General features: G+C 67.3%; 10 protein-coding genes and 1 pseudogene (1 of these 11 running past the window's edge). 5 read left to right on the forward strand and 6 right to left on the reverse strand.

Annotated features, from left to right (window positions below; translation table 11 throughout):
• From ACHQ4I_RS16445 to ACHQ4I_RS16465, 5 genes and pseudogenes are all read right to left on the reverse strand, one after another.
• Positions 1-15445, reverse strand: partial view of a non-ribosomal peptide synthase/polyketide synthase gene (locus ACHQ4I_RS16445; protein WP_420772728.1) — the 5' portion only. It extends 21851 nt beyond the left edge of the window; the window shows 15445 of its 37296 coding nt (coding positions 1-15445); it begins with the start codon at positions 15443-15445; its stop codon lies off the left edge, out of view.
• Positions 15446-15781: 336 nt separating this feature from the next.
• The gene (cobM, locus tag ACHQ4I_RS16450) at positions 15782-16546 is read right to left on the reverse strand and encodes a precorrin-4 C(11)-methyltransferase (protein ID WP_420772570.1); all 765 of its coding nucleotides are present in this window, start codon (positions 16544-16546) and stop codon (positions 15782-15784) included.
• 96 nt (positions 16547-16642) lie between these two features.
• Positions 16643-17068 (reverse strand): PPOX class F420-dependent oxidoreductase, encoded by a 426-nt coding sequence (locus ACHQ4I_RS16455; RefSeq protein ID WP_420772571.1) that lies wholly within the window; start codon positions 17066-17068, stop codon positions 16643-16645.
• 431 nt (positions 17069-17499) lie between these two features.
• Positions 17500-18117: a response regulator gene (locus tag ACHQ4I_RS16460; protein ID WP_420772572.1), complete on the reverse strand. Its 618-nt coding sequence runs from the start codon at positions 18115-18117 to the stop codon at positions 17500-17502.
• A gap of 545 nt (positions 18118-18662) precedes the next feature.
• A pseudogene (locus ACHQ4I_RS16465) lies at positions 18663-19811 on the reverse strand (sensor histidine kinase); the annotation flags it as partial.
• 130 nt (positions 19812-19941) lie between these two features.
• Between ACHQ4I_RS16465 and ACHQ4I_RS16470 the strand changes: the two are divergent.
• The 5 genes from ACHQ4I_RS16470 to ACHQ4I_RS16490 all read left to right on the forward strand — a co-directional run bounded on the left by ACHQ4I_RS16470 (position 19942) and on the right by ACHQ4I_RS16490 (position 23058).
• Positions 19942-21009, forward strand: coding sequence for an ABC transporter permease (locus ACHQ4I_RS16470; protein WP_420772573.1), 1068 nt, complete (start codon positions 19942-19944; stop codon positions 21007-21009).
• 30 nt (positions 21010-21039) lie between these two features.
• Positions 21040-21762 (forward strand): ABC transporter ATP-binding protein, encoded by a 723-nt coding sequence (locus ACHQ4I_RS16475; protein ID WP_420772729.1) that lies wholly within the window; start codon positions 21040-21042, stop codon positions 21760-21762.
• Positions 21763-21825: 63 nt separating this feature from the next.
• A complete protein-coding gene (locus ACHQ4I_RS16480; protein WP_420772574.1) occupies positions 21826-22395 on the forward strand; it encodes an RpnC/YadD family protein in 570 nt (189 codons plus the stop codon).
• 52 nt (positions 22396-22447) lie between these two features.
• Positions 22448-22696, forward strand: a complete 249-nt coding sequence (locus tag ACHQ4I_RS16485) for a hypothetical protein (protein ID WP_420772575.1) — start codon at positions 22448-22450, stop codon at positions 22694-22696.
• Positions 22697-22788: 92 nt separating this feature from the next.
• On the forward strand, positions 22789-23058 hold the full coding sequence (locus tag ACHQ4I_RS16490; protein ID WP_420772576.1) for a hypothetical protein: 270 nt from the start codon (positions 22789-22791) through the stop codon (positions 23056-23058).
• A gap of 84 nt (positions 23059-23142) precedes the next feature.
• On the opposite strand, the gene ACHQ4I_RS16495 is transcribed toward ACHQ4I_RS16490, so the two are convergent.
• Entirely contained in the window at positions 23143-24066 is a 924-nt protein-coding gene (locus tag ACHQ4I_RS16495) for a LysR family transcriptional regulator (RefSeq protein WP_420772577.1), read from the reverse strand.
• Positions 24067-24150: the final 84 nt, after the last annotated feature.

A 24150-nucleotide genomic window follows, 5' to 3' on the forward strand; every position in this document is an offset into this window, starting at 1 on the left:
GCCGGTTGTCGAGCACGTACACGCGCAGACCCGCGATGGCGCGACCGACCACGCTGCCGGAGGCGGCGGCGATGGTCGCCGCGTCCAGCGCGCGGTAGGACACGTGCACCGTGGTCTCGGTGATGCCGTACATGTTGACCAGCAGCGGGGACGAATCGCCGTGTCGGGCGACCCAATCCGAAAGCCTGCGCAGTTCGAGGGCTTCACCGCCGAACACCACGTAGCGCAGCGCCAGCGGCCTGGCGTCCGGCGCGGCATTGCGATCCGCCTCGGCCAGTTGGTAGAACGCGGACGGCGTCTGGTTGAGCACCGTGACCTGTTCCACCCGCAGCAGCTCCAGGAACTGCTCGGGCGAGCGCGAGGTGTAGTAGTCGACGACCACCACCGTGCCGCCGAACAGCAGCGGACCCCACAGCTCCCAGACCGAGAAGTCGAACGCGTAGGAGTGGAACAGCGTCCACACATCGCCGGGGCCGAAGCCGAAGTCGCGATCGGTATTGGCGAACAGCCGCACCACATTCCGGTGCGCGACCGCGACACCCTTCGGACGTCCGGTCGAACCGGAGGTGTAGATCACGTATGCGACGTTGTCCGGGGTGAGCGCCGCGAGGCGGTCGGCGTCGGTGATCGGGGCGTCGTCGGCGTCCTCGACATTGCCGGTCTCCACCGCGAATCCATCGAGCACCACGGTCGGCAGTTCGGCGGGCACGGTGACCTGGACCGTGGAGTCGAGGATCACGCTGGTCGGACGCGAATCCGCGAGCACGTAGGCGATGCGGTCGGCCGGATAGGTCGGGTCGACGGGCACATAGCCCGCACCGGTCTTCACCACGGCGAGCAGCGCGACGACCAGGTCCAGTGAACGCGGCAGGATCACCGCGACCAGCGATTCGGGCCCGGCGCCGTCGGCGATCAGCCTGCGCGCCAGCACATTCGCGCGCCGGTCCAGTTCGGCGTAGGTCAGCGATTCGATGCCGAACTTGGCCGCCGTATTGTCCGGATGCGCGGCCACGGCCTGCTCGAACAGGTCGACCAGCGTGGTACCCGCAGCCGTGAATCGTGCTGTGCCACCGTCGAATCCGGACGACACCCAGCGCTGCGACACATTGAGCCGCTCGGCCTCACCGAGCAGATCGATATCGCCGATGACGATCTCGGGATCCTCGACCACGCTGCGCAGAATCCGGACCAGACGATCGGCGAAGGACGCCACCGTCTCCGGATCGAACAGTTCGGTGGCGTAGTTCCACGACATGCCCAGCGCACCATCGGCGGCCTCGCCGACGGTCAGCTGCACATCGAACTTTGCCGTGCCGGGATCGAATTCGACCACCGACAGCTCGACACCGGGCAGCGCCACGGTGCCCATATCGGCGGCCGAGGCGGCCTCGAAGGTCAGCGCGACCTGGAACAGCGGGTGATGCGCCTGCGAACGGGCCGGGCTGTGTCTACCCACCCCGGCGGCTCCGCCGCCTTGCCGACCCCATAGCACCTCGACCAGCCGCTCGAAAGGCACATCGGCATTGGCGAAGGCCGCCAGATCGGTGCGGCGCACCTGCGCGAGCAGATCGCTGAACTTGGCGCTCGGATCGACCTCGTTGCGCAGCACCAGCGTATTGACGAACATGCCGACCAGGTCGTCGAGCGCGCGTTCACCGCGTCCGGCGATCGGGGTGCCGATGGCGATATCGGTGCTATTGGACAACCGGGCCGCCCAGGCCGCCAAGGCGGCGTGCACGACCATGAACAGCGTGACCCCGCGGGCACGGGCGAGTTCGGCCAGCGCGGCGTGCAATTCGGCGTCGACCGAGAAGCCGTGGGTGCCACCGGCATTGGAGGCGATCTCGGGCCGCGAACGATCGGCGGGCAACTCGATCTGATCGGGCAGATCGGCCAGCTGCTCGGTCCAGTACGTGAGTTGCTGTGCCGCGATGGATTCCGGATCGTCCTCGCTGCCGAGCACCGCGCGCTGCCACAGCGCGTAGTCGGCGTACTGGACATCCAGCGGCGCCCACGCGGGCACCTCACCGCGGCTGCGCTCGGTGTAGGCCAGCACCACATCACGCAGCAGCGGACGCAGCGAGAAGCCGTCACCGCTGATGTGGTGCATGACGAGCACCGCGACGTGGTTGTCGTCGTCGATGCTGAGCAGGTTGGCCCGGAACGGCACCTCGCTGGTCACATCGAAGTGCACGCTCGCCAGCTCGACAATGCGCGCGGGCACCGCGGCGGCGGTGATCGACTCGGCCGCCAGCTCGAAGCCCACCTCGTCGGTGTGCAGAATGTGCTGGTAGCCGGTGCCTTCCAGCTCCGGGTAGATGGTGCGCAGCGCCTCGTGGCGGGCCAGCACATCGCCGATGGCGGCGTTCAGCGCGGCGATATCGACAGTGCCGGTGAGCCGGATGGCGACCGGAATGTTGTTGACCGCGGTGCGGTTGTCGAAGCGGTTCAGGAACCACATCCGCTGCTGGGCCAGCGAGAGCGGGACCAGCTCGGGGCGCGCCTGCGGGGTCAACGGTTCCCGACCGCCCGCACCGGCGGCCGATTCCACCAGGGCGGCGAGTGCCGCGACATTCGAGGCCTCGAACAGCGCGCGGACCGGGATCTGGGTATCCAGCGCCGCGCCGAGTCGCGCGGCGACCTGAGTCGCGATCAGCGAGTTGCCGCCGAGTTCGAAGAAATCGTCGTCCAGACCGACACCGTGGCCCACGCCCTGCAGACCGAGCACCTCGGCGAAGGTGCCCGCGACGATCTCCTCCACCGGAGTGGTCGGCGCGCGGAATACCTTGGCCGCGAACGTCGGTGCGGGCAGCGCCTTGCGATCCAGCTTGCCCGAGGCGTTGAGCGGGAACGCGTCGAGCACCATGTAGGCCGAGGGCACCATGTAGGCGGGCAGCTGCTCGCCGAGGGTGTTCTTCACGGCGTCGATATCGGTGGCCCGGTCCGGATTCGCGACCAGATAGGCGACCAACTGATCGCCGGTCCGCTCATCGGAATGCACCAGCACGACCGCCTGTGCCACCGCGTCCTGCGCGGTGAGCGCGGACTCGATCTCGCCGAGTTCGATGCGCAGACCGCGCAGCTTCACCTGGAAGTCGGTGCGGCCCAGGTACTCCAGCTCACCACGCGCCGTCCAGGTGACGAGGTCACCGGTGCGGTACATGCGCTGGGCGTCATCGAACGGGTTCGCGATGAAGCGGTCGGTGGTCAGGTCCGGCCGGCCGACATAGCCGTGCGCCAGCTGGGCCCCCGCCAGATACAGCTCACCCGGAACGCCGGCGGGCACCGGGCGCAACCGCGAATCCAGCACGTACACCTGAGTGTTGAACACCGGGGCGCCGATCGGCACCGAGTTGATGTCGGCATCGGTCACCTCGTGGAAGGTGACGTCGACCGCGGCCTCGGTCGGGCCGTACAGGTTGTGCAGCCGCGCGCCGGTCAGCTGACGCAGGCGCTGCGCCGCCACCGCGGGCAGTGCCTCACCGGAGGCGAAGACATTACGCAGACTGGTGCATTCGGCCGCGCGATCCTCGGCGATGAAGACCGAGAGCATCGACGGCACGAAATGCACCGTGGTGACCTGCTCTTCGACGATCAGGCGCGCCATATAGGCCGGATCGCGATGGCCGTCGGGCTTGGCGATGACCAGGCGCGCACCGACCTGCAAGGGCCAGAAGAACTCCCACACCGACACGTCGAAGGTCGCCGGAGTCTTCTGCAGCACGACATCATCGGCCGACAGACCGTATTCGGCGTGCATCCACACCAGGCGGTTGACGATCGCGGCGTGCGAGACGGCCACACCCTTCGGGCGGCCGGTCGAACCCGAGGTGAAGATCACGTACGCGGTATTGCCGGGACGCAGCGGCCGATGCCGATCCGCGTCGGTCAGCGGCTCGTCCGAGAACTCGGCGAGGTCGAGTTCATCGATGCGCACCTGCCGAGACACGGTGGTTTCCAGGTCGGTGCCGGAGGTCAGCACGCAGACCGGTCGCGCGGTCTCCAGGATGTAGTCGATGCGCTCGGCCGGATGGTCCGGATCCAGCGGCACGTACGCACCACCGGCGGCATTGATCGCGTACATGCCGACGACCAGGTCGATGGAGCGCCGCATGCCAAGGGCGACATACGATTCCGGGCCGACGCCGTTCTGCTTGAGCCAGCGCGCCAACCGGTGTACCCGGGCGGCGAAGTCGGCATAGGACAGACTCGTGCCCTCGTAAGTCACCGCGAGCGCGTCCGGGGTCCGCAGCACCTGCGCTTCGAACAGCGAAACCAGCGTGGCGGCCGCATCTCCGACCGGCGAGGTCAGTGCCGCGTCCACCGGGAATTCGGTGTCGTTCCACTGGTCGAGCACCAGGGCCCGTTCGGTATCGTCGAGCAGGTCGATATCGCCCACCGGGATCGCCGGTGCGGCGGTGATACCGCGCAGCACCCTGACGAAGCGCTCGGCGAAAGCGTCGGCGAACCGATCGTCGAAAAGGTCGGTGGCATAGACGAGTTCGGCATCCATCTCGGATTCCGAACCCTCGCTCAATGTGAGCTGCAGGTCGACCTTGGCGGTCGGCTGGTCGATGCCGAGTTCGGAAACCGCGAGGCCGGGCAGCTCCAACGAGGTGCGGCCGAGGTTCTGGAACGACAGCATCACCTGGAACAGCGGATGCCGCGCCTGGGAGCGGGCCGGGTTGAGCACCTCGACCAGCCGCTCGAAGGGCACGTCGGCGTGTGCGAAGGCCTGCAGATCGCGCTCGCGCACCTGGCCGAGCAGGTCGGTGAACGATTCGGACGGATCAACCGGGGTACGCAAAACCAGGGTGTTGACGAACATGCCGACCAGATCGTCGAGCACCTGCTCACCGCGACCGGCCACCGGGATGCCGATGGCGATGTCATCGGAACCGCTCAGCCGCGCGAGCAGGGTCGCGAAGGCGCTGTGCACCACCATGAACAGCGTGGTGCTGTGCTCGTGCGCGACGCGGTTCAGCGCGTCGACGAGTGCGCCGGGCAGCCGGAAGCGGTGTGTCCGTGCCTGATACGACGCGACCACCGGCCGCGGCTTCGACGAAAGGCGCAGTTCCTCGGGCAGTCCCGCCAGGGTTTCGCGCCAGTAGCCGAGCTGTTCGGAGATCAGCGAGGTCGGATCGTCCTCGGAGCCGAGCGTTTCGCGCTGCCACAGTGCGTAATCCACGTACTGCACCGCGAGCGGCGGCCAGACCGGCGCGGATTCGGAGCTGCGCGCGATATAGGCCGACATCAGGTCGCGGACCAGCGGACGCATCGAGAAGCCGTCCGCCGCAATGTGATGCACGACGACCGCGAGCACGTGGTCCTGGGTGTTGTCGCGCCACTTCTTGCTGCTCAGCGGTGCGCGCTCGACCTGGTAGAGCCGAATTCGCACCGGGGATTCGGTCGTCACGTCGAAGCCGCGACCGATGAAGTCGTAAAGGGCGCCGCCCATTTCGCTTTCGGCGACCGGGACGATCTCCAGTTCCGGCAACGCCCGTGCGGCCGAGAGCACCTGCTGGTAGGCCACGCCCTCGTGGGACGGGTAGATGGTGCGCAACGATTCGTGCCGGGTGATCACATCGGCGATGGCGCCGCGCAGCGCGGGCAGATCCAGATGCCCGTGCAGCCGCACCGCCACCGGAATGTTGTCGGCGGCCGAATCGGCGTCGAAGCGGTTGAGGAACCACATGCGCTGCTGCGCCAGCGACAGCGGCGGGTACTCCGGGCGCGGGCGCGCGGTCAGCGCCTGACGGCCACCGGCCCCGGCATTGGCCTCCATGCGCGCGGCGAGCGCGGCCACGGTCGGCGCCTCGAACAGCAGCCGCACCGGTACCTGGGTATTCAGCGCCGCGCCGAGCCGGGCCACCACCTGGGTGGCGACCAGCGAGTTGCCGCCGAGATCGAAGAAGTTGTCGTCGATGCCGATACGGTCATGGCTGAGCACATCGCTGAAGATGCCGACGACGATCTCTTCGATCGGGGTCGACGGCGCACGGAATTCCTTGGCCTCGAAGACGGGTTCGGGCAGTGCGCGGCGGTCCAGCTTGCCATTGGGGTTCAACGGCATGGCATCGAGCACCACGATGGCCGCGGGGACCATGTACGAGGGCAGCTGCTCGGTCAGATGCGCGCGCAGCTCGTCGAGGTCGACCGTGCCGCCGTTCGCGGGCACCACATAGGCGACCAGCTGATCGCCGGTCCGCGCATCCGAACGCACCAATGCGACGGCCTGGGCCACCGAATCGTGTGCGGTCAGGGCGGTTTCGATCTCACCGAGTTCGATGCGCAGACCACGCAGCTTCACCTGGAAGTCGGTGCGGCCGAGGTAGACGATCGAGCCGTCGGCATTGCGGGTGACCAGGTCGCCGGTGCGGTACATCCGGGAACCGGACGCGCCGAACGGGTTGGCCACGAAGCGATCCGCGGTCAGATCGGTACGGCCGAAGTAGCCGCGCGCCAACTGCGCACCGGCCAGATAGAGCTCACCCGCGACACCCGGCGCGACCGGATGCAGGCGAGCATCGAGCACATACGCCTGGGCATTCCAGACGGGCAGGCCGATCGGCACCGCGCCGACCAGGCCCTGCGCCACCGGGCCGTGGGTCGCGTGCACCGCGAATTCGGTTGGGCCGTAGAGGTTGTACAGCTCGGCGGAGCTGACCTTGCGGATGGCGGCGACCGCATCACCGGTGAAGGCCTCACCGGCAACGAGCAACGCGCGCAACGACTCCAGCGCCGCACCACCGGCGGCGTCCACACTGCCCGCGAAGACGGTCAGCATCGACGGGACGAACGAGGTCATGGTGACCCGTTCGGCCGCAATGACTTCCGCCAGATACTGCGGATCGCGATGCCCGTCGGGGCTCGCGACCACGATCCGGCCACCGGTGCTCAGCGGACCGAACAGCTCCCACACCGACACGTCGAACGTCGCCGGGGTCTTGAACAGCACCACATCATCGGCACCGATGCCGTATTCGCCGGTGATCCAGCGGATCTGGTTCACCACCGCCGAATGCGGCAGCGCCACACCCTTCGGCCGACCCGTCGAACCCGACGTGAAGATCACGTACGCGGTGTTCTCCGGACGCAGCGGCGCGATCCGCTCCGCATCGGTGACCGGCTCGTCCGAGTACTCGGACAACTCCAGCTCATCGATGGACAGCGTGGGCAGCCCGCCGCTCTCGAAGTTGTCGCGCGAGGTCGTCAGCACACAGACCGGTGCCGCCGACTCGAGCACATAGCTGACCCGCTCGGTCGGCTGATCCAGGTCGAGCGGCACGTAGCCGCCGCCGGCCTCCTGTACGGCATACGCCGCGACCACGAGATCGACCGAACGCCGCAGACCGAGGGCCACCAGCTTTTCCGGACCCACACCGGCCTCGATGAGCCGACGCGCCAACCGGTGCACGCGCGAGCCGAACTCGGCGTAGGTAAGCGAAGCGCCGGTCGCCGGATCCACGATCGCGATCGCATCCGGCGTGGCGGCGGCCTGCGCGGCGAACTCGCCCACCAGGGTGAGCGGACCGCGAACGCCGGAACGACGAGCGGTGCGGCCGGGCTGACGACGCGGCAGCAACTCGCGCTTGGTGTCGTTCCAACCGATTACCGCCAGCGCGGTTTCCTGATCGTCCAGCAGCTGGATATCGCCGACCGGCACCGTCGGATCGGCGATGATGGCCGCCAGGATCCGATCCAGACGCCGCGCGAACGCGGCCACCGTGTCCTCGTCGAAAAGGTCGAGCGCATAGGAGAATTCGGCCGACATACCGGCGGCCTCGCCCCGCTCCTGGGTCTCCTGCAGGGTCAACTGCAGGTCGAACTTGGCCAGCCTGGCGTCGTAATCGATGCCATTGACCGACAGTCCGGGCAGTTCGAGGTTGGCCTGCCTGGTGTTCTGGAAGGCGAGCAGCACCTGGAACAGCGGATGCCTGGCCTGCGAGCGGGCCGGGTTCAGGATCTCGACCAAGCGCTCGAACGGCAGGTCCGCATGCGCGAAGGCGTGCAGATCGGTTTCCCGCGCCTGCGCGAGCAGATCCGCGAAGCTGGCGGAGCCGCGGACGTTGGTGCGCAGCACAAGGGTGTTGACGAACATGCCGATCAAGTCGTCGAGCGCGGCCTCACCACGACCGGCGGCCGGGGTGCCGACCGCGATATCGCCGGTGCCGCTGGCCCGCGCCAACAGCACCGCGAGCGCGCTGTGCATGACCATGAACAGCGACGCATTGTGCTTGCGCCCCAACTCGATCAGCGCGCGCTGGGTCTCGGCGGAGATCACGAACGAGTAGGTACCGCCACGGTAGGAGGCGATGGCCGGACGCGGACGGTCCGAGGGCAGCACCAATTCGTCCGGCAGATCGGCGAGTTCGTTGGTCCAGTAGCGAATCTGGCTGGCGATCAACGAATTCGGATCGTCCTCCGAGCCGAGCACCTCGCGCTGCCACAGCGCGTAGTCGGCGTACTGCACCGGCAGCGCGGACCAGGCGGGCGATTCCCACGAGGTGCGCGCGGCGTAGGCCACCATGACGTCGCGGGCCAGCGGTCCCATGGACCAGCCGTCGGCCGAAATGTGGTGCACCACCATGCCGAGCACATATTCGGATTCGCTGATCTCGAACAGGCGGGCGTGCAGCGGCACCTCATCGGTGACGTCGAAGGCCATGGAGGCCAGGTCGACCAGATGCTCGACCAGCGTCTCCTCGGTGACCCGGTACGGGGTCAGGTCCGGAACGATCTGTGCCGCGTCGAGAATCCGCTGCACCGGACCGGTCTTGGTCTCCGGGAATACGGTGCGCAGCGATTCGTGCCGGTCGATCACATCGATGACGGCGACCTGCAGCGCGGCCACATCGAGGTCACCGGAGAGCCGGATCGCGACCGGAATGTTGTTGACCGCCGATTCGGTGTCGAACCGGTTGAGGAACCACATGCGCTGCTGTGCCAGCGACAACGGCACCTGTTCGGGCCGCTGCCTGGCGACCAGCGCCTTGCGCGCGCCGTCACCGGCATGCGATTCGACGCGGGTGGCCAGCGCCGCCACGGTGGACGCCTCGAACAGCATGCGCACCGGCACTCGGGTGTCGAGCGCGATGCCCAAGCGCGAGGCGACCTGGGTGGCGATCAGCGAGTTGCCGCCGAGTTCGAAGAAGTCGTCGTCGACGCCGACCCGGGAGATGCCGAGCACCTCACCGAAGATCTGGGCGACGATCTCCTCGATCGGCGTTGTGGGCGCACGGAATTCGCGCACCTCGAAGACCGGGGCGGGCAGCGCCTTGCGGTCCAGCTTGCCGGAGGGGTTGAGCGGGAACGCGTCCAGGCCGACGATCGCCGAGGGCACCATGTACGAGGGCAGGGTGCGGTGCAGCGAGTTCTTGATGTCGTCGATATCGGCGGCGCCGCCCTGGGTGACCACGTAGGCGACCAGCTGATCGCCCGCGACGGTGTCCATGACGAGCACGACGGCCTGGGTGACGGCGGCATGTTCGAGCAGCGCGGTCTCGATTTCGCCGAGTTCGATGCGCTGACCGCGGAATTTGACCTGGAAGTCGGTGCGGCCGATGTATTCGAGCACACCGGTGGTGCCGGTGGGGGTGGTCCAACGGACCAGGTCGCCGGTGCGGTAGAGGCGTGCGCCGGGTGCGCCGAAGGGGTCGGCGACGAAGCGTTCGGCCGACAGGTCGGGGCGGCCGTGGTAGCCGCGGGCGACCTGGACACCGCCCAGGTACAGCTCGCCGGGCACGCCGACCGGGACCGGGTTCAGGCCCGCGTCGAGCACGTAGGTCTGGGCGTTCCACACCGGGCGGCCGATCGGCACGGTGGTCGGCGCGTCCTGGTCTATGTGCCAGGCGGTGGCGTGCACAGTGAATTCGGTCGGGCCGTACAGGTTGTGCACGGCGGCGGTGGAGAACTGCCGGAATGCGGCCACCGTGGCCAGGGGCAGCGCCTCACCGGCGACGAGAACCGTACGCAGCGAAGCGCATTCGTCCGAGGACGCGGCACCGGCGAACACCGAGAGCATGGAGGGCACGAACGAGGTCATGGTGACCTGGTGGCGGCCGATGATCTCCGAGAGGTACATCGGGTCGCGGTGACCATCCGGGGCGGCGATGAGCATGCGCGCGCCGACGGCCAAAGTGCCGAACAACTCCCACACCGACACGTCGAAGGTGACCGGCGTCTTCTGCAGGATCACATCGTCGGCGCCGATGCCGTATTCGCTGGTGATCCAGGCGATCTGGTTGACCACACCGGCGTGGGAGACCGCGACGCCCTTGGGTCGGCCGGTCGAACCGGAGGTGTAGAGCACGTAGGCGGTGTTCGAAGAGCGCAGCGGCGCAAGACGTTCCGCGTCGTCGATGGGTGCATCGTCGAAGTCGGCGAGGTCCAGGGTGTCGAGCAGGATCACCGGATGCTCGCCGTCGGCGGCGACGTCGTCGGCGGTCGTGGTGAGCACGCAGACCGGATCGGAGCTGGCGAGTACGTATTCGGTGCGTTCGGCCGGGTGATCGGGATCGATCGGCACGTAGCCGCCGCCCGCGGCCATGGTCGCGTAGATGGCCACGAGCATGTCCACCGAACGGCGAATACCGACGGCCACCAGCGATTCCGGGCCGACGCCCTCGGCGATCAGCTTGCGGGCCAAGCGGTTCACCCGCGCAGAGAATTCGGCGTAGGTAAGTTCGGTCTGGGGTCCGAACTCTCCCGCGCTGCGGGTGCCGCCGTCGAAGACGACCGCGATCTCGTCCGGGCGCTGGCGCACCTGCTCGTCGAACAGGTCGAGGACGGTGGCGGCGGGCACGGCGTTGGCGGTGTGGTTCCAGTCGCGCAGCACCGTCGCGCGCTCGGCGTCGTCGAGGATGTCGATATCGCGGATCACCGATTCCGGTGCGGCGACGGCGGTTTCGAGCACGCGCAGAAAACGGCGGCCGAATTCGGCGACGGTTTCGGTATCGAACAGATCGGTGGCGAAGGACACCACGGTTGCCATACCGGCGGGTTCACCGTTCGCGCCGCGTTCCTCGGTGACCGTCCACTGCAGGTCGAATTTGGCGATATCGACCTCGAGCTCGTCGGCGGTGACCGACAAACCGGGCAGTTCCATCGCACCGTGGGACAGCTCCTGGAACGAGAGCATCACCTGGAACAGCGGATGCCGCGCCTGCGAACGAGTCGGGTTCAGTACCTCGACCAGCCGCTCGAAGGGCACATCGGCATAGGCGAACGCGGCGAGATCACCCTCGCGCGTGCGCCGCAAGAAGTCGGTGAAGGCCTCGCTGCCGTCGACCTCCGAACGCAGCACCAGGGTGTTGACGAACATGCCGATCAGGTCATCGAGCGCCTGTTCACCGCGACCTGCCACCGGGGTGCCGATGGCGATATCGCTGGTCCCGGAAAGACGAGACAAGAGCACGGCCAGCGATGCGTGCAGCACCATGAACACGCTGACGCCCTGGGCGCGCGCGAGTGCGGCAAGTCGTTCGTGCAGCTCGACATCGATATCGAAGCCGACCCGGCCACCGCGGAAGCTCTGCACCGGCGGGCGCGGGCGATCGGCGGGCAGGTCGAGCTGGTCCGGCAGACCGGCCAAGGCCCTACGCCAGTAGGCGATCTCGCGGGCCGCCATGGAACCCGGATCGGACTCCGCGCCGAGCAGTTCGCGCTGCCACAGCGTGAAATCGCGGTACTGCACCGGCAGCGGCGTCCACACCGGCGCCTCACCCGCGGCACGGGCCAGGTAGGCGGTGGCGACATCGCGGGCCAGCGGGCCGAACGAAAAGCCGTCCGCCGCAATGTGATGCACGACGAACGCGACCGCGTAATCGGGAGTTCCGTTGCTGGAATCGCCGGTGACCCGGTAGACCCGCACCCGGATCGGCAGTTCGGTGGACACATCGAAGCCGGTGGCGGCGAATTCGACCAGCACGCCGTGCAATTCGGCGGTATCGATCGACCGCACCTCGATACCGAGATCGACCTCGTCCATCGGCAGCACCTGCTGGTAGCCGCCGTCACCGGACTCCGGGAAGATCGTGCGCAGCGATTCCTGGCGCGCCATCACATCGGTCAGCGCGGCCTGCAGCGCATCGACCTCGACATGGCCGCGCAACCGCACCACGAACGGCAGGTTGTAGGCGGGCACGGTGGAGTCGAACTGGTTGATGAACCACATCCGCTGCTGCGACAGCGACAGCGGCACCCGATCCGGCAGCTGCTGGGCGACTAGCGGCGGCCGCGCGGCGTCGGCCGGGCTCGCGGTTTCGGCGCGGGCGGCGATACCGGCCACGGTCGGGGTCTCGAACAGCGCGCGCACCCCGATCTGGGTGCCGAACGCCGCGCCGATCCGCGACACCACCTGGGTGGCGACCAGCGAGTTGCCGCCCAGATCGAAGAAGTTGTCATCGATGCCGATGCGCTCCTGGCTGAGCACATCGGCGAAGATGGCCGCCACGATCTGCTCGGCCTGGGTACGCGGGGCACGGAATCCGGCCGCGTCCGCGCTGAAGACCGGCTCCGGCAAAGCCTTACGGTCCAGCTTGCCGGAAGTGTTGAGCGGGAACGCCTCCAGCACCATGATCGCCGCGGGCACCATGTAGCTCGGCAGCTTCTCCGCGACGAACCGGGTCAGTTCGAGCGATTCGATGGACTGGCCGGGCGCGGGCACCACATAGGCGACCAACTGCTGGCCGGTGGCGGTATCGACCACCAGCACGGCTGCCTGGCTGACGGCAGGATGGGCGAGCAGATCGGTTTCGATTTCGCCCAGTTCGATGCGCTGGCCGCGGAACTTGACCTGGAAGTCGGTGCGGCCGATGTACTCCAAGGTGCCAGCGGCGTTCCAGCGCACCAGGTCACCGGTGCGGTACATGCGCTCGCCATCGGTGCCGAAGGGGTTGGCCACGAATCGATCCGAGGTCAGGTCCGGGCGGCCGCGGTAGCCGCGCGCGAGCTGACGCCCCCCCAGATACAGCTCACCCGGTGCGCCGACGGCCGCGGGCCGCAGCCGCGAATCCAGCACGTAGACCTGGACATTCCACTCCGGGATACCGATCGGCACCGTCGCGGTGTCGGCGGCGGTGGCCTCCCAGTAGGTGACCGAGACCGCTGCCTCGGTGGGGCCGTAGAGGTTGTGCAGACCGGCCGAGGTGATCGCGCGGAACCCTGCGGCGGTCTCCGGCGGCAGTGCCTCACCGATCACGAAAACCGCACGCAGCGTGGCACATTGGGTGGCGGTGGCGTGCGCGACGAACACCGTGAGCATCGACGGCACGAAGTCGGTGATCGTGACCTGGTGGCGCTCGATCATGTCGGCGACATACAGCGGGTCCCGGTGCCCGTCGGGGGCGGCGATGACCAGTTTCGCGCCGACCATCAACGGCAGGAAGTAACCCCACAGCGATACGTCGAAGGTGGTCGCGGTCTTCTGCAGGTACACATCTTCAGCGGTCAGGCGGTACTCATCGAGCATCCACAACTGCTGGTTGACGATCGCGTGATGGGTGACCGCGACACCTTTGGGTCGACCGGTCGAACCCGAGGTGTAGATCACATACGCGGTGTTGTCCGGACGCAGCGGCGCGCGCCGATCCGAATCTGTCACCGGCGCAACGTCATAGGCGGATACGTCGAGGGTGTCGATCGCTACCCGCCGCACCGTCTCCGGCAGCTCGAGTTCGTCACCGGAGACCGTCAGCACGCAGACCGGTGCCGCGGACTCGAGGATGTAGGCGGTGCGATCGGCCGGATGATCCGGATCGATCGGCACATACGCGCCACCGGCCTTCAGCACCGCGTGCATGCCGATCACCAGGTCCAGCGAGCGCCGCATGCCCAGCGCGACAAGCGATTCCGGGCCGACGCCGTCAGCGATCAGGAACCGGGCCAACCGGTTGACCCGCTCAGCGAACTGAGCGTAGGTCAGCTGCGCACCCTCGAAATCCAGCGCGATATTGTCCGGGGTCAGCTGAATCTGCGCGTCCAGCAACGCCGACAGGGTGGTATCCGGAACGTCCTGCTCGGAGTCGTTCCACTCCACCAGCGTCAGTTCGCGCTCGTCCTCGGTGGTCGCCGGCAGCTCCCACACCACCGCATCGGCATCCGCGGCCAGGAACCGGCCGAAGAATTCCAGGAACCGCGAATGATGCTGTGCGGCTTCGGCTTCGGTGTAGAGGTTCGGGTTGGTCTCGAAATCGATATGCGAGCGGGTGCCGCCGACCGACTGATAAAAATTGACACCGAGGTCCTCGATGCTGCCGGTGGACAGCACATTGAACTCACCGACCAACTCGCCGAGCAGGATCTCGTTGTGGAACAACATGATGTTGACCCATGGACCGAAGAACTCCGCGCCGACACCGGTTCCGGTGTTCGAGCCGCCCGCGCTGTCGCGGCGGATGTCCTCGTGCCGGTAGCGCTGATGACGCAACGCACCCGACACCTCGACGGTCACCGCGCGCAGCAGCTCGGCCACGGTGGTGTCATAGCCGACCCGCAGCCGCAGCGGCACGATATTCGAGGTCACACCGCCGGAGCGGCGCATCGCGGCGGTGGTGCGCGCGGTCACCGGCAGGCTCAGGATCACTTCTTCGGCACCGGTCCACTGGGCCAGATACGCGGCGAAGCCAGCGATGAGCAGACCGGCGGGCGAATTGTCATGCCGGGTAACGGCATCGGCCAGCAGCGCGTCCTGCTCCGGCGCCAAGGCCGCACTCGACACACCGTTGAGCGGGGCGGGCGGCGCGGAACGGCCGGCCAGGCTGGTCCCGTCCTCGAGTCCTTCGACCCGCTGCGCCCAGTGCTCCTTATCGGCCTGGAAGCGGGTGCTGTCGCGGTAGGCGATCTCCTGCTCGTAGAGCGAACGCAGGTCACTGGCCTTCGAGGGCGGGGGCTCGACGCCGTTCTTTGCCGCGGTGTACAGCTCGGCCACGCGCTGCATATAGGTCATCGCGCCGAATCCGTCGAGCACGATGTGATGGACCCGGGCGTACCAGAACCACCGCTCGTCCTCGAGCTGCAGCGCGGCGCTCTTGATCAGACGGTCGTTGACGATATCGAGCGGGCGGCTGTACTCGGCTCGCATCCACTCCGCCGCCGCGGCGACCGGATCCTCGGCGCCGCGCAGATCCACATGTTCGATACCGGCGGACAGCGAGGTGTCGACGGTCTGCATCGGCTCGCCGTCGCGCTCGACAATGCGCAGGTAGCCCGAACCCGTCTCGTGCGCGGCGGCAATGCTGGCCTGTAGCAGCGTGTCGATGTCGAGGTCGCCGCCGCGCAGGTCGACATACTGGGCGATATTGACCGGAACCTGCGGGTCCACGTGCTGCGCGTACCAGATGCCCAGCTGTGCGGGCGACAGCGGGAAGTACTCCGCAGCTGCCTGCGTAGCGCTCGCCCGTGTGTTACCAGTTTCGCCGTTTCCGCCGAAATCCAGCCGGTCCAACCCGTAACCTCGCTTCCGGAACACCACGCAAGCGCTCCCCGACGAACACCGGGACGGGACGCGCACCTATCCGAGCGTGGCGTCTGCGTTCCCGCGTTCAGTTCTCATCAATCAAGCAAAAATGTTCATTGGCACTATCTGCCCGCCAGGCCGACCTTGTTACATGGGCGCGACCGTGCCCGCCGTCCACCGACCGGCTCCGCCGGGAAGTTCACTGCTGATCACCGAAACAATCTACCGTCGCCCCCGCCGCCCGACCAATCAGATCCCATAGCCGGGAAACATCACCCCAGGCGGCGGGGACATCGCAAGTTCGCCAGGTGACTGTCACCCATCTCACACTGCTTGCGAAGGCCGGTTCCGGTCGCGCGCCGGGTCGTACAGATGCGATTGCGCGCAGGACAGATTCGGGGCGAGGGCGCGGCCGACGAGGATGACGGCGGCTTGCCGCAGGCCCGCGGATTCGACCTGGTCGGCGATGTCGGTGAGGGTGCCGCGCAGGACTAGTTGGCCGGGTTGGCTGGCCCGGTAGACCACCGCCGTCGGGCAGTCGGGGCCGTAATCCGGGATCAGCTCGGCCGCCAGGGTTCGGATTCGGGTGATGGCCAGATGGAGCACCAGAGTGGACTTCGTCCGTGCGAAGTTCGCGAGTGCCTCGGATTCGGGCATGGCGGTGGAGCGGGCCTGGGTCCGGGTCAGGACCACCGACTGGACCAGTTCGGGGACGGTCAGCTCACTGCCGAGTAGCGCGGCCGCGGCGGCATAGGCGGGTACGCCGGGGGTGACGTCCCAGGGGACGTCGTGCGCGTCGAGACGGCGCGTTTGTTCGGTGAGGGCCGAGTAGATCGAGGGGTCACCGGAGCAAAGGCGCGCGACATCCCTACCGGATCGGTGGGCGCGCACCAAGTGCTCGGTGATCTCGTCGATGTCCAGGTGCTGGGTATCGATCAGTTCGGTGTCCGGGGCGCAGTGCGCGAGCACCTCGGGATCCAGATAGGTGCCCGCGTAGAGGCAGACCGGGGAGGTGCGCAGCAGGTCCACCGCGCGAACGGTCAGCAGGTCCGCGGCGCCCGGCCCGGCCCCGATGAAGTGCACGGTCATGCGGGTGAGTCTAGGGGGCAGGGGATCAAGATCAGGTGGAAGTGGTGGCGGGCGCTTCTCGGGCGATGCCGCCATAGATTCCACCTGATCTTGATTTCAGGCGGTGGCGTCGAAGTGGGCGATTACCTTGGTGGGGTGGACGCGGACTACTAGTTCGCCGGGGACGCCGTTGCGGTTTCCGAATTCTTCGGCGCGGTCGGCGCCCATGTAGCGGCCGCCGATCTCGGTGGCGGTGCGGAGGAGTTCGTCGGAGTCTTCCGAGAGGGTCACGGTGCCCTGGATCTGGATGGACGGGTAGGGCGCTCGTTCGAGGTCGATGACAATCGCAATGCGCGGATCGCGGGCGAACGCCTTGCCCTTGGCCGAGGTCTTGCCGGTATTGAAGACCAATTCGTCGCCCTCGAGGACGAACCAGACCGGCGTCACGACCGGGCGTCCGTCGGAGGCTATGAAGGCGACCTTCGCGGTTCGCGTACCTTCGGTGAGAAATTCGCGCACCGCGGGATCCGATAGTGAGGCCATTGCGCAACCCTAGAACCCACGGGCGTGACTAGGGGCCACGCCACGCATGTCGCCGTCTACCGCCGCATCCCTTCTCTGGATTCGCACGCCTTGTGGCACCTCACCCCACCCCATGTCTCGTGGGCACCCCACGTCTCGTGGGCACCCCACGCCTTGTGCGCACCCCACGTCTCGCACCCAACGTCTCGTGCGCACCCCACGCCTTGTGCCCACCCCACGCCTTGTGCGCAGCCCACGTCTCGTGCGCAGCCCACGCCTTGTGCCCAGCCCACGCCTTGTGAACACCCCATGTCTCGTGGGCACCCCACGTCTCGTGCACACCCCACGTCTCGTGCGCAGCCCATGCCTTGTGCGCAGCCCACGTCTCGTGGGCACCCCACGCCTCGCGGGCACCCCCGCCCTGTGGGCACCCTTACGAAGGTGCGGCCGAATCAGATGGCGCCTTGTTCGCGGGCGCGGGCGACGGCGGAGGTGCGCGAGCGGACGCCGAGTTTGGCGTAGATGTGCACCAGGTGGGATTTGACGGTTGTTTCGCTCAGGAAGAGTTCCTTGGCGATCTCCCGGTTCGAGCTGCCATCGGCGACCAGCCGCAGCACCTCGATCTCGCGCGGACTCAAGGTGGTGTCGGCGCGGCGCACTCGAGTCATCAGCTTGGACGCAACGGCGGGCGACAGCACGCTCTCCCCCGCCGCCGCCGACCGCACCGCCGCGAGCAATTCGACCGGCGGCGTGTCCTTCAGGATGTAGCCGCAGGCTCCGGCCTCGATGGCGCTGAGAATGTCGGCGTCGGTGTCGTAGTTGGTGACGACCAGGACGTTGGGCGGGTTCGGAAGCGCACGCAATTCGGTGGTCGCATCAACACCGGAGCGGCCGGGGCCGAAGCTGAGATCCATCAGCACCAGATCGACCGGTGTGGTGGCGCAGCAGGCCACGGCGGCCTCGGCGGTCGGTGCGTCGCCGACGACGGTGATGTCGTCATTGCTCTCCAGCAGCGCCCGCAGTCCCGCGCGCACGATGGCGTGATCATCCGCCAGTAGTAGGCGAATCATGCGTGTGACCCCCGGTCCGTCGATTCCGGCTCGCGCGCAGCGGGTTCCGGTGACCGCGAACTGGATTGCGCTGCGGGCGCCTCGGATTCGCCGGGCGCGGACTCCATTGCACCCCGTTTTCCCGCGGGCATGCCGGACTCTCCTACGGACCGGCCGGCATCCCGTCCGGACTCCACCGCAGGCAGATCGGACTCTCCTGCCGACTGGCGGGCCACTCCCACGGAACCACCGGGCTCCACCGCAGGCAGATCGGGTTCAACCCCACGACTGTCGAGCCCTTCGGCGGACAGACCGGACTCTCCTGCCGACCCGCCGGCCACTCCCACGGAACCACCCGGCTCCACCACAGGCGGACCGGGTTCCACCGCACGACTGTCAAGCCCTCCGGCGGACAAGCCAGACGCTCCCGCCGACGCCCCGGGCACTCCCACCGAACCACCGGCCTCCACCGCAGCCGGACCGGGTTCAACCCCACGACTGTCGAGCCCTTCGGCGGACAGGCCGGAATCGGTTGCGACCGAGCTGGATTCCGTAGTGGCGACGGGCTCGAGTGGGAAGGAGACGGTGACCGCGGTGTGGCCGGGCTCGGACTCGACCGCCATGGTGCCGCCCTGTTGCTCGACGCGGCTGCGCATGGCGGCCAGTCCGAAGGTGCCCGATGGTGCGCGATCGAGTACCGCCGGGTCGATGCCCATGCCGTCGTCGACCACGTCGAGATACACCTCGGTGTCGGAGTAGGTCAGGGTCAAGCGCATTCGGCTGGCCGCCGCGTGGCGCACCACGTTCGAGACCGCCCCCTGCGCGATCCGAACCAGGGCCGCCTCGATCGGCATCGGCAGACGTTCCGGGGTGCCCTCGACCACCATTTGGGTGATCAGCCCCGGGGCCTCGGCGCGCTGGCAGATGCGTTCCAGCGCCTGTGCGAGGCTATGCCCTTCCAGGGCGGCCGGAGTCAATTCGGCTATCAGCCTTCGGGTTTCGGCAAGATTCTCCGCCGCTGTTTCGCGTGCCAGTCGAATCTGTTGCAGCGCGGGATGATCCGGAGCGGATTGCTCGGCGGCATGCAGCAGCAACTGGATGCTGCTCAGTCCCTGGGCAACCGTGTCGTGGATCTCCTGCGCCAGTCGTTCGCGCTCGGCCAGCTTGCCCGCCGTGCGCTCTTGTTCCGCGAGTATCGCTCGAGTACTGAGCAATTCCTCGATCAGGCGCTGACGTTCGGCCGATTCCCGGAACAGCGCCTCGTAGCCGAGCGCGATCCCCACCGCGACCGCCGCGCCGATAATCGGCCCGATGGCACCCGCCACCGACCAGCCGCGATGCACCCCGAAACCGATCACCGCCACCGCCGTTGCCGCGCCGACGGCGAGCAGGCTCCAAGGGCGCGGCAGCAGATGCAGGTAGAGGAAGAACACGCCGAATGCGAGATATCCGGCGTCGGGCGCGAGCACCACCAGGCCGAGCCACAGCACGGTCAGCGCCGCCAGCCAGAGACGGATGCCCGCCGGGTGGCGGCCGACCAACGCACCGGCGAAGTACACGGCCAGGAATGCCACGGTCAGCGTGACCACGGCGAGTGGATGTCCGGCCCCGGGCAGCAGCGCGCGCACCGCTACCACCACCGCCAGCGTCGTCACCAGCACATGCAGCCCCAACCGCAGCGCGGTGAAGACGGGGGTGAACGGCGACGAATGCACGTTGCCAGCTTATGTGCGGCTACCTGGGCGGCATCCATCGAAAGGTGTAAAACGCCGACCAACCTTCGATCGGGGTCTATTCCTCCGCGTGCGCGATGGCGGAAGCACACGATCGCGGCAGGGTGAGGGCATGTTCGTCGCACTCCGGGATCTGCGGGCCGCACGCGGCCGCTTTCTGCTCATCACGCTCGTCGTCACCCTGGTGGCACTGCTGGTGAGCTTTCTCAGCGGTCTCACCGCCGGGCTCGCGCACCAGAACATCTCCGCCGTGGAAGCGATCCACGCCGATGCCATCGTCTTCGCCGATAACGGCGCGGATCCCTCCTTCGACGCCTCCGCGCTGACCCAGCAGCAGGTCGAGACGTGGCAGGCGGCGGCCGGTTCGACCGGCACCGTCGACCCGATCGGCATCGGCCGCATGGAAGGCGCGGTGTCGGGTCAGGGTGCGACCAAGCCCGCGCAGGTCGCACTGTTCGGCACGGCGGGAACCGCATTCGGCAATCGCGTCGCAACCGATGCGGGCACGGTGGTGCTCAGCGCCGGCGCGGCCAAGGCCCTCGATGCCATTGCCGGTGACACCGTCACGTTCGGCGCGGGCAGTTTCCGGGTGGCCGCGGTTCAGGGCGACGACTGGTACAGCCACACACCCGTCGTCTGGATGACACCTGCCGACTGGCAGTCGGTGAGCCCGCGCGGTGGCGCCGCCACGGTGCTCGCGGTCTCCGACATCCCGAATATGGCCGCTGTCAACGCATCCGCGCATACGACCTCGACCAGCGTCTCCGGATCGCTGTCGGCATTGAGTTCCTACCAGGCCGAAAACGGTTCGCTGACACTGATGACGGTGCTGCTGTTCGCCATCTCGGCGCTGGTGATCGGCGCGTTCTTCACCGTGTGGACGGTGCAGCGCATGCCCGATATCGCGACATTGAAGGCACTGGGCGCGACCTCCGGCTCGCTGGTCCGCGACGCCCTCGCCCAGGCGGCGATCGTACTGACCGCCGGTGTCACCGTCGGTCTCGGAATCACCATCACCGCGGCCACATTCATGGGCGACGCACTGCCATTCGTCCTCAGCCTCTCGACCACCCTGCTGCCCGCGGCGGCCTTGATCGTCCTCGGCCTGCTCGGCGCGGCCTTCGCCCTGCGCTTCCTGTTCACCACCGACCCGCTCACCGCGCTCGGCGCGGCCCGCTGACCTCCGGAGACCCGCATGACCACCGCCACCATGACGAAAACCGCTCTCACCGTGAGCGAAACAACGCTCACCTACCCGGACGGCGCGGGGCGACTCACCGCACTGAACCACGTGAACCTGCACGTCACCGGCGGCACCATCGCCGCCATCACCGGGCCCTCCGGCTCCGGCAAATCCAGCCTGCTCGCCGTCGTCTCCACTCTGATCCGTCCCGACGCCGGCCGCATCATCCTCGAAACGCGCGATGGCACAGTCGATCTCGCGACTCTCAACCGCCGCGAAGCCGCCGCCCTGCGCCGCTCGTCCATCGGCATCGTTTTCCAACAGCCGAACCTCATCCCCGCCCTCACCGCCGTCGAACAGCTCGAGGCCATGTCACACCTCGGCCAGCGCCTGTTCACCGCGCCGACCCAACGCCGCGAAACCCGCTCCAAGGCAATGGAATTACTCGACGCCGTCGGCCTCGCCGACCAACACGCCAAACGCCCCGCCCAACTCTCCGGCGGCCAACGCCAACGCATCAATATCGCCCGCGCCCTGATGAACGACCCCGCCCTCCTGGTCATCGACGAACCAACCAGCGCCCTCGACACCGAACGCGGCGCCGCAATCATCGAACTCATCCTCACCGTAGTCCGAGACCACAACGCCGCCACCCTCCTGGTAACCCACGACCGCACCCACCTGCACCGCATGGACTCCGTCTACTGCATGGTCGACGGCAACCTCGACCTGGACCGCACCGCGGGTTAGGCAGCCTGAAACCTGCTCGCTCGCTTGGATTTTCCTGTCAGTACCCACCGCTACCGTGCACCCATGCCCAGCGTCCTGCACGAAGTGGTGATCGACCTGTTCCGGCAACGCCCCCAACTGGCCGCCGAACTACTCGCCGATGTGCTGGACACACCTCTACCCGAGTTCGACCACGCCCGCCTCGAATCAGGCGATTTCCCCGACATCGACCCCACCGAATACCGCGCGGACACCGTCGTCGTCCTGGCGACGGGCACCACGCCGGTGCTCGGCGTCGTCGTCGAAGTTCAGCTGAAGCCGGATAGCGACAAATACTGGAGCTGGCCGGTATACCTGACCACCCTCAGAGCCCGCCTCCGCTGCCTGACAGTCCTGCTCGTCCTCTGCCCCAACGAGCGCACGGCCAACCACTGCCGCAAGCCCATTTCAGTCGCCCCGGACTTTACGCTCAGACCAGTCGTACTCAGTCCACAAGATGTCCCTGTGGTCACCGACCCGCAGGCCGCGGCCGATAAACCCGGAACTCGCGGTGCTGTCCGCCATCGCTCACCGCAACCATCCCGAACGGAATGCAATCCTGACCACCCTCGCCGCGAGCGTGTTCCCCGCGCCCCGCGGCGAGATGTACATTGACCTTGTAGCCGCCATCTTGCCCAAGGCGGCCCGGCACTTCTTGGAGAGCCTCATGACGACCGGCACCTACGAATACAAAAGCGAGTTCGCTCGGCGTTACCACTCACAGGGCAAGACCGAAGGCAAAGCCGAGGGTGAGGCCGCAGCGCTGCTCCGGATTCTCGCCAAACGGGGCTTCGAGGTCTCCGAAGCCCTCAAAGCCCACATCAATGCCTGCACCGACTTAGACCAACTCGACCGTTGGATCGATCGCTCACTCACTGCCAACCGTATCGACGAGATCTTCCCGAAACAGCCGTAAACCTGATCATGTCGCAGTTGCCGACGGAACCTCCACCGAATAGCTCTTACCAACTGTCCTGAACAGCGTCGGCGTTTCTCTTGGAGGGCCTGATGGCGAATGACGAGTGTCCATACCGAAGCGAGTTCGCTCGGCGTCACTACCTCCGAGGCTTTGCTGCGGGTTATGTCAAGGGTCTTCCCGAGGGCGGCGAAGCCGAGGCTTGGGCCCTGGCGATACGCAAACCTCTGCACCTGCGAGTCATCACAGTGCCCGAAGCCGCAGCTACCCGACTGGACAGGTGCACCGACCTGAACCAATTCGATACCTGGCTCGATCGCGCCCTGGCCGCACGCACCATCGATGACGTATTCACCGATTAGCTGGTGAGAGGCAAGTCAGCAATCAACAGCGACTGCGCACTGCCGAGTTGCCAAGCCCAGCAGCGTATTCCACGGCGGCACCGATCATGCCGACAAGCCGAGCAGCACATTCCGCTGGTCGGCAACCCGAACCTGGATCGCGTCCACCACCGCCGCCACCTCCGGTCTGCGCAGCGTTTCGGTGCGGGTGACGAGCCAATAGGTGAGCCGAACCGAGACCTCCTTGCCGAGCACCCGGACCAGGTCGTCGTGGCGGTCGGCCATGAAACAGGGCAGCAATCCAAGGCCGGCCGCCGCGCGAGTCGCTTCGACGTGCACGAAAACATTGGTGGACGTGACGGATTCGCGCATGGCGGGGGCGAAACTGGAGGCCAGGTCCAGATCGTCCACTTGGAGCATGGCATCGATGAAGTAGACCAATGAGTGCCGCGCCAGATCGTCTATGGCCGCCGGAGTTCCGTGTTCGCGCAGATAATCGCGGGAGCCATAGAGCCCGAGACAATAGTCGGCCAGTCGAATTGCCTTGGCGCGGTGGACTTGTGGTTCACCGACAACCACCTCGATGTCCAGGCCCGAACGTTGCTGAGACGCCCGGCGGGTCGCGGCGACGATCTCGACGGCGATCTTCGGATGCCGCCGCTGCACCTCGGCGGCGGCCGGTGCGGCCATATAGGCACTGAATCCGTCGGTCGCCGAAATCCGGACCACACCCTCCAGCACGCGAGTGCCGTCGACATCGGTGGCCAACGATTTGACCGCAGATTCCACGGCCTCGGCCGCCGCCAGCGCCTCACGCCCGAGATCGGTGAGCTCCCAGCCGCCGGTCACCCGGGTGAGCACGCGGCCGCCCAGCGTCTGCTCCAGCGCGGCGATGCGGCGGGAGATGGTGGTGTGGTTGATGCCGAGCTCCTCGGCGGCGGTGACGAAGCGGCCGGAGCGCCCGACGGCGAGCAGAACCAGCAGATCATCCGCGCTGGGGTGGGCGGGGCCCGAGGCGGCCGGTGACATATCTGCATTCTTGCAGATGCGCACTGCACAACTGGTCATTGCGGCCGAAGATATGTGCACGAATACTCGTTCTGACCACGAAAT

Origin of the sequence: Nocardia nepalensis, assembly GCF_048910785.1 — a bacterium.
Classification (GTDB): domain Bacteria; phylum Actinomycetota; class Actinomycetes; order Mycobacteriales; family Mycobacteriaceae; genus Nocardia; species Nocardia nepalensis.